This window comes from Ruegeria sp. ABV3_008, assembly GCF_056161185.1.
The window spans coordinates 84,249-96,245 of sequence record NZ_JBSWYP010000006.1 but is presented as its reverse complement, the minus strand read 5'-3'; the positions used below and the strand labels follow the sequence as shown (position 1 = coordinate 96,245).

Sequence of the window (11,997 nt, the reverse complement as noted above, 5' to 3'; positions counted from 1 at the left end):
AAAGCTAGGCGCGTTTCTTCATCTTCCTTCAGCCGGAAGTTGTAGTATGCGGCATTGATTTGTTGATCTGATCTGAGGTCAGTTCAGTTCAAGCTTCCTGTCCTTGGGCTTTGAGCAAACATAGGTGGCGTCATATTGTTGGTCGACCTCAACGGCAGCGAAACGGACCTTCCGAATAGCATCGGCGTTTTCCTTCGTCCTCAAAGAGAACGTTTCTTCGGTCTTCGGGTAGGTCGCCGCGATGTCTGCAGAGACGTTTGCGCGGTGATAGTAGAAGTCGCCATGTCGATAGAGTCGGGGGTGTCGAGGCATCTTCTCAAGCGTCCTCACTGTAACACCTCACTTCAACAGAATCGTTTTTAAACTCTTGTAAATAAGTGGGATAAACTCAAATCAACAGCATATGAAGATTTGGTGGAGCCTAGGGGAGTCGAACCCCTGACCTCTTGCATGCCATGCAAGCGCTCTCCCAACTGAGCTAAGGCCCCTTCCAGGTACTGCCGAAGCAGTGGGCGGACGTTTATGAGACAGCGCGCACGAGTGCAAGAGCAAAATTCGAAATCTGCGAAAAACTCTGTGCGGTTTTGCACAACGAAAAAGGGCGGCCACTGGCCGCCCCCGTATCGGATCAGTTTTCGTCTTCCGACGACATGTCCTTGATGTCGTCGAGCGAAACATCATCATTGCCGTCGTCATCATCGTCCAGCAGATCGTCATCCAGATCGACGTCGACATTGTCGTCATCATCCAGAACCAGATCATCCTCGGATGCGTTTTCGCGCGCTTTCTTGGTTGCCGCATCTTCGGCATCGGCGGCGATCATCCGGCTCTTGCCGGTTTCAAGTTCCACGATCTCGCCCGTGTAGGGGCTGACGATCGGGTCTTTGTTCAGGTCATAAAACCGCTTACCGGTGGTCGGACAAACGCGCTTTACGCCCCATTCTTCCTTGGGCATGTCAAATCCCCTTGATATCAGGTGAGTCGTCTAAAAGATTCAGTTCACCTGCCACAGGCGGCGGGTGCTGTCAAAGCCTTTGCGCGGAAGAGGACGGGATATGGGGGAACACGCTTTGCCGGGCAGGCCGCCAGTGCCGCTGACGCTGCGCAAATCCGCGCGGGCGCGGCGGATCAGTCTGCGGATTTCCCAATTGGACGGGCGGGTTACCCTGACATATCCAAACGGCGTGCCCGAGGTCGAGGCGTTGAACTTCGCGCGCAGCAAGGAAGATTGGATCCGTAAGAATCTGGCGGGTCAGCCCGAGAGGGAGGACGTTCGCGTCGGCGGCCTGATCCCTGTCGAAGGCGTCGAACGCCGAATCGTCTCGGCAACTGGTCGGCGCGTTCAGTTGGGCGCGGACACGGTGGCCGTCCCGGCAGGGGTTGAGGGGCGTCGATTGGCCCGTTTTCTCAAGGAACTTGCTCGGGATCGTCTGAGCGAGGCCTGTGATGACTACGCCGCCATTCTGGGCCGGTCCTACACGACCCTGTCGCTGCGGGACACGCGGTCGCGTTGGGGGTCGTGCAGTTCCCACGGCGGGTTGATGTTCTCATGGCGATTGATTCTCGCCCCGCCCGAGGTTCTGCACTATGTCGCTGCGCATGAGGTGGCGCATCTGGCGGAGATGAACCACTCGCCGGCTTTCTGGGCGCAGGTGGAGCGCATATTCGGCCCCTACGATGCCCCGCGTCGCTGGCTGAGAGACAACGGAGCCGTGTTGCATCGTTTCCGATTTGATTCACCAGCGAGTTGACGTCACCGAATTTTGTGATCACATGAGGGCATGATAACGACAAGGCCCACGGACTCGAGAATCGCAACGCATGATCGGGTCTATCGCACCCTGAGATCGCGCATCCTGCACGGAGAGATTGCGCCGGGCGAGGCTTTGACCCTCAGGGGAATCGGCAAGGAATTCGGCGTCTCGATGACGCCGGCGCGCGAAGCGGTGCGCCGACTGGCGGCTGAAGGGGCTTTATTTTTGTCGTCATCGGGGCGCGTCTCGACGCCCGAGCTGACAAATGACCGGATAGAAGAGCTGGCAGCCCTAAGGGCGCTGCTGGAGGTTGAGTTGGCCAGCCGTGCTTTGCCTCGCGCGCATATGGCGCTGATCGACCGGTTGCAGAGCATAAATATGAATGTCGCTGAGATGGTGACCAAGCGCGATGCGGTGGGCTATATCCGAACGAACCTGGAATTTCATCGAACGCTGTACCTGCGTGCGCAGGCGCCTGCGATGCTGGCCATGGCGGAAACTGTTTGGCTGCAGCTTGGCCCGACCATGCGCGCGCTTTATGGTCGTTTGCGGCGAACAGAACCGCCCCACTACCATAAGCTGATCATTGCTGCGCTGAAGGCGGGGGACGAGCCTGGCCTGCGCCTTGCGGTCCGGTCGGATGTGACGCAGGGCTTGCGGTTGCTGGTCAGTTAGATCGCTTTGCGTTGATTTGAATCGAAATACGTTGCGTCGCCCTAGGGTCGACGCGCATTTCGATGGTCCTCCCCAAAGTGAAACGCAAAATGCTTTAGGCGGCCAATTGCCGACTTGCCCAGTCGGCTACCGAAGGGGTCAGTCGTTCTGGTTTGCGGGCGCGGACTACGCTACGCTGGGGCAAATCACAAACCAGAGCAGATTTCAGTCATGATCAATAGACGCAGTTTTTCACTCGGCCTCGGTGCGGCGTTTTTGGCGGCGTGCAGTGATGCGACCATTCCGGCGCGCGCGCCTGCATCCCGAATGCAGCCTGTTTCCAATGCGGGTTACGATGCCTGGGTGGCGGGTTTCAAATCCCGCGCTTCCTCACAGGGCATCTCACAATCCACGCTGAACCGCGCTTTTCAGGGGGCAGGCTATCTGCCCGGCGTGATCGAACGGGACCGCAATCAGGTCGAGTTCAAACGCTCGCTTGAGGACTATTTGGCCATCGCTGCCTCGGATGAGCGGATCAGTACCGGTAAAAAGATGCTGCAACGCCATAACGGTGTTCTGTCGCAGATCGAGGCGCAATATGGCGTCGACAAAGAGGTCGTCGTGGCCGTATGGGGGCTGGAAAGCCGCTATGGCGCGCGCCGCGGTGATGTGCCGGTGATCTCGGCAACCTCGACCTTGGCCTATGACGGGCGGCGCGGTGCGTTTTTCGAAAAGCAATTGATCGCGGCCTTACAGATTATTCAGGCGGGCGACACCTCGGCGGACAACATGACCGGCAGCTGGGCGGGCGCGATGGGGCATACGCAGTTCATTCCGACCTCGTATCTGGCTTATGCGGTCGATTTCACCGGTGATGGGCGACGCGATATCTGGTCCGAGGATCCGTCGGACTCACTGGCTTCAACCGCTGCCTATCTGGCCCGCGCGGGTTGGGTGCGTGGTCAGCCCTGGGGCGGAGAGGTCGGCACCGTTTCCGGCACGCCCGTCGCGGTCTTGCAGCCGCAGGTTCCCGGCCCAAAGATCGCCGTGTTCCGCAATTTCAACGTGATCAAACGCTATAACAACTCGGACAGCTATGCGATCGGTGTGGGCCATCTTTCCGACAGAATCGCCGGAGGTGGCCCGTTCAAGGCGTCGTTCGGACCGGATGAAACAGGGCTCACGCTGGAAGACCGCAAAGAGCTGCAACGCCGCCTGACCTCGGCCGGGTTCGATACCGAAGGCGCGGACGGGGTGATTGGCAAGAAATCCGAAGCCGCGATCAGCGGCTATCAGCGCGCCAATGGTCTGCCGGTCACCGGCAAGCCTTCGGTTGAACTGTTTCGCCGGTTGGGCGGCTGACGGTTTACGCCGCCAGCCCTTTTGAACCTATATCCAGGAACTTCTGACGGCGGTCCTTGATCAGGGCTGCAGCATCCTTACCGTCCAATTCTTTCAACATGGCGGCGATGGCGGCGCGGACCGATTCAATCGCGGCAGGGCGATCCCGATGGGCCCCGCCTTTGGGCTCGGTGATGATGCGGTCGCAGACACCCAGCTTGTAAAGGTCCTGCGCGGTCAGGCGCAGCGCCTCGGCAGCCTCGCGCATCTTTTCGGCGTCCTTCCAAAGGATCGAGGCGCAGCCTTCGGGTGAAATCACCGAATAGACCGAATGCTCCAGCATCGCGACGCGGTTCGCGGTGGCAAAGGCCACAGCCCCGCCAGAGCCACCTTCGCCGATGATGACCGAAACCAGAGGCACTCCGATTTTCAGGCACATCTCGGTCGAACGTGCAATCGCCTCGGACTGGCCACGCTCTTCCGCGCCCTTGCCGGGATAGGCCCCTGCGGTGTCGATCAGGGTCACGACCGGCAGACCAAAGCGCCCGGCCATCTCCATCAGGCGGACGGCTTTGCGGTAGCCTTCAGGGCGGGCCATGCCGAAATTCCGCTCGATCCGCGACTTGGTATCCGAACCTTTTTCATGGCCGATCACCATCACCGGCTGGTCGTAGAACCGGGCCAGCCCGCCGATCACAGCCAGATCGTCGGCAAAGTTACGATCCCCGGCCAGTGGAGTGAATTCGGTAAAAAGCTCTTTGACATAATCCTGACAATGAGGCCGCTCGGGGTGACGTGCGACCTGACATTTCCGCCAGGGGGTCAGATCGGCATACAGCTCATCCAGCAGCTTGGCGGCTTTGGCGTCCAGAGCTGAGGCTTCCTCGGCCACATCCATCTCTTCATTTGCGCGGGCCAGGGCGCGCAGCTCTTCTGCTTTGCCTTCGATCTCGGCCAGCGGTTTTTCGAAATCCAGATACTGGGTCATGACGCCTCTCAACGCGGAAGTTCCCTGCTATATGACGCGTGGTCGCTTGGGATGCAACTCAGCAAGATTTGTGAGAGCCGATTATGCGACCACGATTGGGCAGAGAGAAGGAAGGGATGCCACATGGCAACCAGTTACGAGGACCGCATCCTGCGGGTGCTGACCTATATCCACGAACACCCCGATGGGGATTTGTCACTGGATGCGCTGGCTGATGTCGCCGCGATGTCGCGGTTCCACTGGCATCGCGTATTCCGCGCGTTGACAGGCGAGACCTGCGCCCAGGCGGTGCGTCGGATACGGCTTCACCGTGCTGCGGTCCAGCTGGTCCGGTCAGACAGCTCGGTTTCGCAGGTTGCGCATTCCGTTGGCTACCCCAACCCGAACTCTTTCATCCGGGCCTTTACCGAGGCCTATGGCAGCAGCCCTGCCGCTTTTCGCAAAGCCGGTCAGTTTCTGCCAGCCCATCCAAACTTCAAAACCGGAGGATATCCGATGCATCCCGTGACCACCCGAACCGAACCCGCCCGCCGCGTGATCGCCCTTCCGCACAAAGGCGCATATTCCGAAATTGGCAAAAGCTTTGAAGCGTTCGGCGCGCTGTGCGAATCCCGTCAGCTTTGGCCGCAAGTTGGCCCTGTCGTGGGTATCTACTTTGACAGCCCAGATGAGGTGTCAGAGGATCAGTTGCGCAGCTATGCCGGGGCCGAATTCCGTGGGAAAGGTACTCCCGATGGGATGGAGGACGTGCAGATCGCCGGGGGAAAGACAGCGGTGCTAACCTACAAAGGGCCCTATTCTGGCCTAGAGGCTGCCTACCACAGTCTGTTCGGGAATTGGTTGCCTGAGTCAGGGGAAGAGCCAGCAGATCAACCCTGTTACGAGATCTACCTCAACGATCCGCGCGATACTGCGCCAGAAGATCTAGTAACCGAGATCTGCCTGCCGCTGAAGTGATCAGCTCGGCCACAACACCGGATAGAGCGAGGCCACAAGCAGGGCTGCCATTGTCCAGTTGAACACCACCAACCGGCGCGGATTCGTCAGGACCCGCGCCATTTGCTGCCCCAGAACCGTCCAGGTGCTGACTGAGGGTAAGTTGACCGCTCCGAACACAAGCGCAACGATGATGATGACATTGAAGGTCTGCCCTGGCGCATAGGCCGTCGTCGCGGTCAGCGCCATCGCCCAGGCCTTTGGGTTGACCCATTGAAAGGCGGCGGCCTGTAAAAAGCTCATCGGCGTGCCCACCTCAGCGCCTTTCTCGGCCGGAGCGGCATGCGCGATTTTCCACGCCAGATACAACAGATACGCGACCGAGGCTGCCTTCAGCACCGTGTAGCTGACCGGGTATTGGTTGAACACCTGCACCAGACCCGCGCCCACCAGAAGCACCATGAAGGTAAAACCAAGCCCGATTCCCAGCATATGAGGAATCGTGCGCCGAAAGCCGAAATTGGCGCCAGATGCCATCAGCATCAAGTTGTTCGGTCCCGGCGTAATGGACGAGACGAAGGCAAACGCGATCAGGGCCAGAAGGATGTCGTAGGTCATGCGAGGGATGTTTACCGCAAATGGCACAAATGAAATTGCGTTATTGTGCGTAAATGACCTAGTTTGGCAACTAATGACTAAGATGGATCGTATAAACCGCGAAATATTGCGCGAACTCTCGACGGACGGGCGCATCAGCAATCTTGAGCTGGCAGATCGTGTCGGGCTATCTCCCTCGGCCTGTTTGCGTCGCGTGCAAGAGTTGGAGAAGGCCGGAGTCATCACCGGTTACCGCGCTATTCTGGACCCGACCGCGCTTGGCAAGGGGTTTGTCGCCTATATCGGCGTTGGTCTGGGAGAGCATACAAAAGCCGCTCAGGAAGGGTTTGAACGGGCCTTGCAGCGCGCGCCCGAAGTGGTTGAATGCCACAATATCACCGGCACGATCGAATACCTTTTGCGCGTGGAATGCGCGGACCTTCCGTCGTACAAGATTTTTCACACCGATGTGCTGGGAACACTTCCCCATGTCACTTCGATCACGTCATATGTGGTCATGGGTTCGCCGAAGGATTTGAGAGCGTAGCTTGCCTTTCGCGCTGGCATCACACCCTTGCGAGGTAAAAGCTCAGGTCTTAGGGTCTTTGGCAAAGACGCCCAAGGCAAAATGGGCGCGTATACTGGGAGACCACTATGAACCATCTTCAAATTGGGTTGATCGCGTCCGCGCTAACCATTCTTGCTGGACACGTCGGGGCGGCGCCGCTCAAGCTGGAACCGGCTAACCCGCAACCTGGCAATGTGCAATCCGGCCTCAATGTGAAATATGCATGGAACGGAACGCAGCGCAAAATTCGCGATCTGAGCCACGCCAAGTCCTTACTGCCTAATGCCGAAGTCGGCACACCTCTGCTTGGATTAGACTACCGAGACACTAACAAGGGTGACCCTGTTCTGACTTTCGGGGAATCCGTCAACGTCGTGGCTGATATCAACGGCTACATTCGCTTTGATTCCCCTGGCATTTATGAGCTTGAAACATGGTCCAATGATGGGCTCGAGGCATTTGTCGGAGGGCAACAAATCGGGTTTGTTAGGGGCATTCAGGGTTGCGAGGCCAACCAAAGAACCGAAGTCGAGGTTCCGAAAGCCGGATGGTACCCACTTCACATCGTCTACTTTCAGAAGCTCGGCACTTCTTGTTTGATGATGAAATGGGGCAAGCAGGGCGAAGACTTTACTTGGACACCTGACAGCGCGTTCGGCCGCTGAAAGCAGTACCTGCAGTAGGAAGAGCGCCAAATTGGCGCTCTTTCATTTTTAGTTTAACCGTTCGCTGCGATCAGCTCGGATTGCGCCACGATGACCTCGGCCTGTTTTATCGACGCGATGTCGACCAGACGGCCTTTGTAGACAGTGGCCCCTTCACCGTTGGCCTTGGCCTGTTCCATCGCGGCCAGGATTTCGCGGGCCTCGGAGACCGCCTCGTCCGACGGGGTGAAGACCTGATTGGCCAGTGCTATCTGCTTGGGGTGGATCGCCCATTTGCCGACCATACCCAAAGTGGCCGAGCGTTTGGCCTGTGCGATATAGCCATCATCGTCGCTGAAATCACCAAAGGGTCCGTCGACCGGTAGAACGCCATGGGTGCGGCACGCGGCGACGATGGCTGCCTGTGCCCAATGCCATGGGTCTGACCAATGCTTTTCACCTTCGCGAAGCATGTAGTAGTTCTCTTGCGTGCCACCGATCCCTGTGGTCTGCATGCCCATGGAAGCGGCGAAATCCGCAGCACCCAAGCTCATCGCCTGCATCCGGGGCGATGAGGCTGCAATTTCCTCGACATGGGCAATGCCGGCCGCGGATTCGATGATCACCTCGAACGAGATCGGCTTGCTCCGACCCTTGGCGCGCTCAATTGCGGTGACCAGAGCGTCGACGGCGTAGACATCCGCCGCGCAGCCGACCTTGGGGATCATGATCTGGTCAAGGCGGTCTCCGGCCTGTTCCAGAACGTCCACCACATCGCGGTACCAATAGGGCGTATCCAGCCCGTTGATCCGCACGGACATGTATTTGTTGCCCCAATCGACGGAGTTCAGCGCTTCGATGACATTGGCGCGGGCGACGTCCTTGTCAGAGGGTGCAACCGAATCCTCAAGATCCAGGTTGATCACATCCGCAGCAGAGGCCGCCATCTTCGGGAACAGCTTGGTGTTCGAGCCGGGGCCGAACAACTGGCAACGGTTTGGCCGCGCCGGAGCGGCGGGTTGGATGCGGAAACTCATCGGGACCTCGCAAGAGTAATGAAGTTACGTTTTGGTTCTCGTTCGGGATATTAAATTGCGCAATGCGGCGCAAGGGTCATTGTGCAGATGCGGCAATGCGCGCGCAGCATTTCTTGCGCAAGGCGCAGTTCGCGGGCGCTTAAAGTTTGTTCAGTTTAAAAACTTCGAAGAATTTTGCGACCAGACGTCAAAGCGCGCGAAAAAATATTGGTAAGGGGACGTATGTGGTGAAAATTCGCGAAACGCTCGTTCACGTGGTTCTTTAGTTTGGCGCGGAATCAAAGGAGTGCGATGCAATGATCGAGACACCGTATCTGTTGTTTTTGGGCGATGCGCCCGACCAGTTGGCCGCCAAAGTTGCCATCGGCATCCGTGACTGGCGTCCGGAAAACGCCGTAGGCCAGTACCGTATGGAGGGCTGCAAGGCCGATCTGGGTATGACCGACATGACTTTGGCCGAGGCGAAAGAGGCCGGCGCGAAGACGTTGGTGATCGGTGTTGCCAACCGCGGCGGCGTGATCAGCGAGGCCTGGAAAACCGTTCTGATCGAGGCGTTGGAAATGGGCTACGACATCGCGTCGGGCCTGCACAACCTGTTGCGGGACGAAGGCGATCTGGTTGCGGCCGCTCAGACCCACGGCTGCACCCTGCACGATGTGCGCGTGCCGACCGTTGGATACCCAATCGCAAACGGCAAGAAACGCAGCGGCAAGCGTTGCCTGGCTGTTGGCACCGATTGCTCGGCGGGCAAGATGTATACGGCGATGTCGATGGATGCCGAGATGCGCAAGCGCGGCTTGAAGTCCACTTTCCGCGCCACCGGTCAGACCGGTATTCTGATCACCGGCCAAGGTGTTCCGCTCGACGCGGTTGTTGCGGATTTCATGGCGGGTGCGGTCGAGTACTTGACGCCTGACAATGACGATGATCACTGGGATCACATTGAGGGGCAGGGCTCTTTGTATCACGTGTCCTATTCGGGCGTCACCATGGCGCTGGTCCATGGCGGTCAGCCTGATGCGTTGATCCTGTGCCATGAGCCGACCCGGACCCATATGCGCGGCCTGCCCGAGTATTCGCTGCCGACGCTGCAGCAGCTGCGCGACACCGCACTACCACTGGCGCGGGTTGGCAATCCAGCTTGCCAAGTTGCTGGCATCTCGGTCAACACTCAGCACCTTAGCGAGGACGAGGCCAAGGCCTATCTGGCCAAGGTCGAGGAAGAGATGGGCCTGCCCACCACCGACCCTTACCGCTTTGGTGCGGGAAAACTGGTGGATGCTCTGTCCGCTCTGTGATCAAAGAAACCCGCCGGAGGATCGCCTCCGGCGGGGATATTTTTGAAAAGATGAAGGAGCAGGCGCGTGCAGGTTGAGGTCGCTCGTGATGTGTTTCGGCTGGCGCAGGTGTTTACCATCTCGCGCGGGTCGCGGACCGAAGCAAAGGTTCTGACGGTTCGAATTTCGGACGGAACCCATCAGGGCTGGGGCGAATGCGTGCCTTATGCGCGCTATGACGAAACGCTCGAGTCGGTCGAAGCTGAAATCGTGGCGCTGCCTGCCGAGTTCACGCGGCAATCGCTGACGGACCTGCTGCCCGCCGGGGCCGCGCGGAACGCTGTGGACTGCGCTCTTTGGGATCTGGAGTGCAAGCGTGCGGGCAAGCGCGCTTGGGACTTGGCCGGTCTGCCAGCTCCGGGTCCTGAAATCACGGCCTATACCCTGTCTCTGGCGACGCCCGAGGCGATGCAAAAGCAGGCAGCAGAAAACGCGCATCGGCCGCTTTTGAAGATCAAGCTGGGCACACCGGACGATATGCCCCGGTTGGAGGCCGTGCGTGCGGGTGCGCCGAAATCCAAGATCATTGTTGATGCCAACGAAGGTTGGTCGGCTGAGGTTTATGCGGATCTGGCACCTCATCTAGTTCGGCTGGGCGTGGAATTGGTCGAACAACCGCTGCCCGCAGGCGAGGATGACGCGCTGGTCGGAATGGAACGTCCGGTGCCTGTCTGTGCTGACGAATCCTGCCATGACCGGACCAGCCTGCCCAAACTAAAGGGCAAGTATGATGTGGTGAACATCAAGCTCGACAAGACCGGTGGTCTGACTGAGGCCTTGCTGCTGCGTGAGGCGGCGTTGGCTGAGGGCTACAAGGTTATGGTCGGATGCATGGTGGGCAGCTCTCTGGCCATGGCCCCTGCGACATTGCTGGCGCAGGGTGCGATGGTGACAGACCTTGACGGCCCGCTTCTGTTGGCCGAAGACCGCACCAACCCGCTGATTTTTGACGACGCCGGAGTGCATCCGCCTAGCGTGGACCTCTGGGGCTGAGGAGAGTGACATGACCCGCACCGTTTACGTGAATGGCGAATACCTGCCCGAAACCGAGGCCAAGGTCTCCATTTTTGACCGTGGTTTCCTGATGGCAGATGCCGTCTATGAGGTGACCAGCGTTCTGGATGGCAAGCTGATCGACTTTGAGGGCCACGCGGTGCGCCTGAAACGTTCTTTGGACGAGCTGCAGATGGCCGAGCCCTGTACCAAGGATGAACTGCTGGAGATCCACCGCAAGCTAGTCGAGTTGAACGAGATTGACGAAGGTCTGGTCTATCTGCAGGTCTCACGCGGCAGCGATGGTGACCGGGATTTTGTGTTCCCCTCCGCCGACACCAAACCGACGCTGGTTCTGTTCACGCAAAACAAGCCGGGTCTGGCGGATAGCCCTGCAGCGCAAAAGGGCGCCAAGATCATCTCGATCGAGGATATCCGTTGGGGACGTCGTGACATCAAAACCGTGCAGCTGCTCTACCCGTCGATGGGCAAGATGATGGCCAAGGCGGCCGGGTGTGATGATGCGTGGATGATCGAAGACGGTCATGTCACCGAGGGCACCAGCAACAACGCCTATTTTGTGAAGAACGGCAAGATCGTCACCCGTCCGCTGTCGAATGACATCCTGCACGGTATCACTCGCAAGGCCGTTCTGCGCATGGCTGCCGAAGCGCAGATGGAGGTCGAGGAACGCCTATTCACTATCGACGAAGCAAAAGAGGCGGACGAGGCCTTCACCACCTCGGCCAGCGCCTTTGTCATGCCGGTGGTTGAGATTGATGGCGTGGCGCTGGGCAATGGCACCCCGGGCCCTATCGCCAAACGCCTGCGCGAGATCTATCTGGACGAAAGCCGCAAAGCGGCGGTTTAAACTCGCTGGATCAGGGCCTTTTGTGTAAGGCTCTGAATAATACACATTGGTTGGCCGCAAGCAGGGCCAACCAATCCGTGCAAGAACTTTAATTGCTCTGAGTTCTGACCCGATCCGCGATTTCCCTGCATTCTGCGGTTGTCCTGCGCGCATGAAGTGCCCAGCGGTCATGTAAGCCTGCGCGAATTGCATGGTCAGCAAGGTCGGCTGGTCATTGCAGGGGTTTTTCGCCGATCGCCTTCCAATCAGTGTCGGATATGTCCGCCTTGCATAGCGG

Annotated in this window: 14 protein-coding genes and 1 tRNA gene; 9 read left to right on the top strand and 6 right to left on the bottom strand. The window is 58.7% G+C overall.

Features of this window, described 5'->3' with window-relative positions; all coding sequences use genetic code 11:
• Window positions 1-78 precede the first annotated feature (78 nt).
• The 3 genes from ACXAH8_RS12070 to ACXAH8_RS12060 form a co-directional block, all read right to left on the bottom strand.
• On the bottom strand, window positions 79-312 hold the full coding sequence (locus ACXAH8_RS12070) for a DUF6538 domain-containing protein (RefSeq protein ID WP_475218713.1): 234 nt from the start codon (window positions 310-312) through the stop codon (window positions 79-81).
• Between the two features lie 100 nt (window positions 313-412).
• Window positions 413-488, bottom strand: a tRNA-Ala gene (locus tag ACXAH8_RS12065).
• Between the two features lie 140 nt (window positions 489-628).
• Complete coding sequence (locus ACXAH8_RS12060) at window positions 629-955, bottom strand: TIGR02300 family protein (RefSeq protein ID WP_170377607.1); 327 nt, start codon at window positions 953-955, stop codon at window positions 629-631.
• 100 nt (window positions 956-1,055) lie between these two features.
• On the opposite strand from ACXAH8_RS12060, the gene ACXAH8_RS12055 reads away from it, so the two are divergent.
• The 3 genes from ACXAH8_RS12055 to ACXAH8_RS12045 all read left to right on the top strand — a co-directional run bounded on the left by ACXAH8_RS12055 (window position 1,056) and on the right by ACXAH8_RS12045 (window position 3,770).
• Window positions 1,056-1,751 (top strand): M48 family metallopeptidase, encoded by a 696-nt coding sequence (locus ACXAH8_RS12055; protein WP_475218711.1) that lies wholly within the window; start codon window positions 1,056-1,058, stop codon window positions 1,749-1,751.
• Between the two features lie 30 nt (window positions 1,752-1,781).
• Window positions 1,782-2,429, top strand: a complete 648-nt coding sequence (locus ACXAH8_RS12050) for a GntR family transcriptional regulator (protein ID WP_475218709.1) — start codon at window positions 1,782-1,784, stop codon at window positions 2,427-2,429.
• A gap of 210 nt (window positions 2,430-2,639) precedes the next feature.
• Window positions 2,640-3,770 (top strand): lytic murein transglycosylase, encoded by a 1,131-nt coding sequence (locus ACXAH8_RS12045; RefSeq protein WP_475218707.1) that lies wholly within the window; start codon window positions 2,640-2,642, stop codon window positions 3,768-3,770.
• 4 nt (window positions 3,771-3,774) lie between these two features.
• Here ACXAH8_RS12045 and ACXAH8_RS12040 read toward each other — a convergent pair whose 3' ends face one another.
• A complete protein-coding gene (locus tag ACXAH8_RS12040; protein WP_475218705.1) occupies window positions 3,775-4,737 on the bottom strand; it encodes an acetyl-CoA carboxylase carboxyltransferase subunit alpha in 963 nt (320 codons plus the stop codon).
• Between the two features lie 123 nt (window positions 4,738-4,860).
• Between ACXAH8_RS12040 and ACXAH8_RS12035 the strand changes: the two genes are divergently transcribed.
• Window positions 4,861-5,694: an AraC family transcriptional regulator gene (locus tag ACXAH8_RS12035; RefSeq protein WP_475218703.1), complete on the top strand. Its 834-nt coding sequence runs from the start codon at window positions 4,861-4,863 to the stop codon at window positions 5,692-5,694.
• Here ACXAH8_RS12035 and ACXAH8_RS12030 read toward each other — a convergent pair whose 3' ends face one another.
• Window positions 5,695-6,291, bottom strand: coding sequence for a LysE family translocator (locus tag ACXAH8_RS12030; RefSeq protein WP_170472147.1), 597 nt, complete (start codon window positions 6,289-6,291; stop codon window positions 5,695-5,697).
• Between the two features lie 73 nt (window positions 6,292-6,364).
• On the opposite strand from ACXAH8_RS12030, the gene ACXAH8_RS12025 reads away from it, so the two are divergent.
• Both ACXAH8_RS12025 and ACXAH8_RS12020 read left to right on the top strand, forming a co-directional pair.
• Entirely contained in the window at window positions 6,365-6,817 is a 453-nt protein-coding gene (locus tag ACXAH8_RS12025; RefSeq protein ID WP_475218700.1) for an Lrp/AsnC family transcriptional regulator, read from the top strand.
• Window positions 6,818-6,924: 107 nt separating this feature from the next.
• Window positions 6,925-7,503 carry a PA14 domain-containing protein gene (locus tag ACXAH8_RS12020; RefSeq protein WP_170377622.1) on the top strand — a complete coding sequence of 193 codons (579 nt, stop codon included), beginning with the start codon at window positions 6,925-6,927 and terminating at the stop codon, window positions 7,501-7,503.
• 53 nt (window positions 7,504-7,556) lie between these two features.
• On the opposite strand, the gene ACXAH8_RS12015 is transcribed toward ACXAH8_RS12020, so the two are convergent.
• Window positions 7,557-8,519, bottom strand: coding sequence for an L-malyl-CoA/beta-methylmalyl-CoA lyase (locus tag ACXAH8_RS12015; RefSeq protein WP_475218698.1), 963 nt, complete (start codon window positions 8,517-8,519; stop codon window positions 7,557-7,559).
• A gap of 296 nt (window positions 8,520-8,815) precedes the next feature.
• On the opposite strand from ACXAH8_RS12015, the gene dgcN reads away from it, so the two are divergent.
• The 3 genes from dgcN to ACXAH8_RS12000 all read left to right on the top strand — a co-directional run bounded on the left by dgcN (window position 8,816) and on the right by ACXAH8_RS12000 (window position 11,720).
• Entirely contained in the window at window positions 8,816-9,817 is a 1,002-nt protein-coding gene (dgcN, locus tag ACXAH8_RS12010; protein WP_209254338.1) for an N-acetyltransferase DgcN, read from the top strand.
• 66 nt (window positions 9,818-9,883) lie between these two features.
• Window positions 9,884-10,849, top strand: coding sequence for an N-acetyl-D-Glu racemase DgcA (gene dgcA / locus ACXAH8_RS12005; protein WP_475218695.1), 966 nt, complete (start codon window positions 9,884-9,886; stop codon window positions 10,847-10,849).
• 10 nt (window positions 10,850-10,859) lie between these two features.
• Window positions 10,860-11,720 (top strand): D-amino-acid transaminase, encoded by an 861-nt coding sequence (locus ACXAH8_RS12000; protein WP_475218693.1) that lies wholly within the window; start codon window positions 10,860-10,862, stop codon window positions 11,718-11,720.
• Window positions 11,721-11,997: the final 277 nt, after the last annotated feature.

Coding starts and splice junctions, on each gene's coding strand:
- ACXAH8_RS12070 (WP_475218713.1), bottom strand. CDS start 312: ATGCCTCGACACCCCCGACTCTATCGACATGGCGACTTCTACTATCAC.
- ACXAH8_RS12060 (WP_170377607.1), bottom strand. CDS start 955: ATGCCCAAGGAAGAATGGGGCGTAAAGCGCGTTTGTCCGACCACCGGT.
- ACXAH8_RS12055 (WP_475218711.1), top strand. CDS start 1,056: ATGGGGGAACACGCTTTGCCGGGCAGGCCGCCAGTGCCGCTGACGCTG.
- ACXAH8_RS12050 (WP_475218709.1), top strand. CDS start 1,782: ATGATAACGACAAGGCCCACGGACTCGAGAATCGCAACGCATGATCGG.
- ACXAH8_RS12045 (WP_475218707.1), top strand. CDS start 2,640: ATGATCAATAGACGCAGTTTTTCACTCGGCCTCGGTGCGGCGTTTTTG.
- ACXAH8_RS12040 (WP_475218705.1), bottom strand. CDS start 4,737: ATGACCCAGTATCTGGATTTCGAAAAACCGCTGGCCGAGATCGAAGGC.
- ACXAH8_RS12035 (WP_475218703.1), top strand. CDS start 4,861: ATGGCAACCAGTTACGAGGACCGCATCCTGCGGGTGCTGACCTATATC.
- ACXAH8_RS12030 (WP_170472147.1), bottom strand. CDS start 6,291: ATGACCTACGACATCCTTCTGGCCCTGATCGCGTTTGCCTTCGTCTCG.
- ACXAH8_RS12025 (WP_475218700.1), top strand. CDS start 6,365: ATGACTAAGATGGATCGTATAAACCGCGAAATATTGCGCGAACTCTCG.
- ACXAH8_RS12020 (WP_170377622.1), top strand. CDS start 6,925: ATGAACCATCTTCAAATTGGGTTGATCGCGTCCGCGCTAACCATTCTT.
- ACXAH8_RS12015 (WP_475218698.1), bottom strand. CDS start 8,519: ATGAGTTTCCGCATCCAACCCGCCGCTCCGGCGCGGCCAAACCGTTGC.
- dgcN (WP_209254338.1), top strand. CDS start 8,816: ATGATCGAGACACCGTATCTGTTGTTTTTGGGCGATGCGCCCGACCAG.
- ACXAH8_RS12000 (WP_475218693.1), top strand. CDS start 10,860: ATGACCCGCACCGTTTACGTGAATGGCGAATACCTGCCCGAAACCGAG.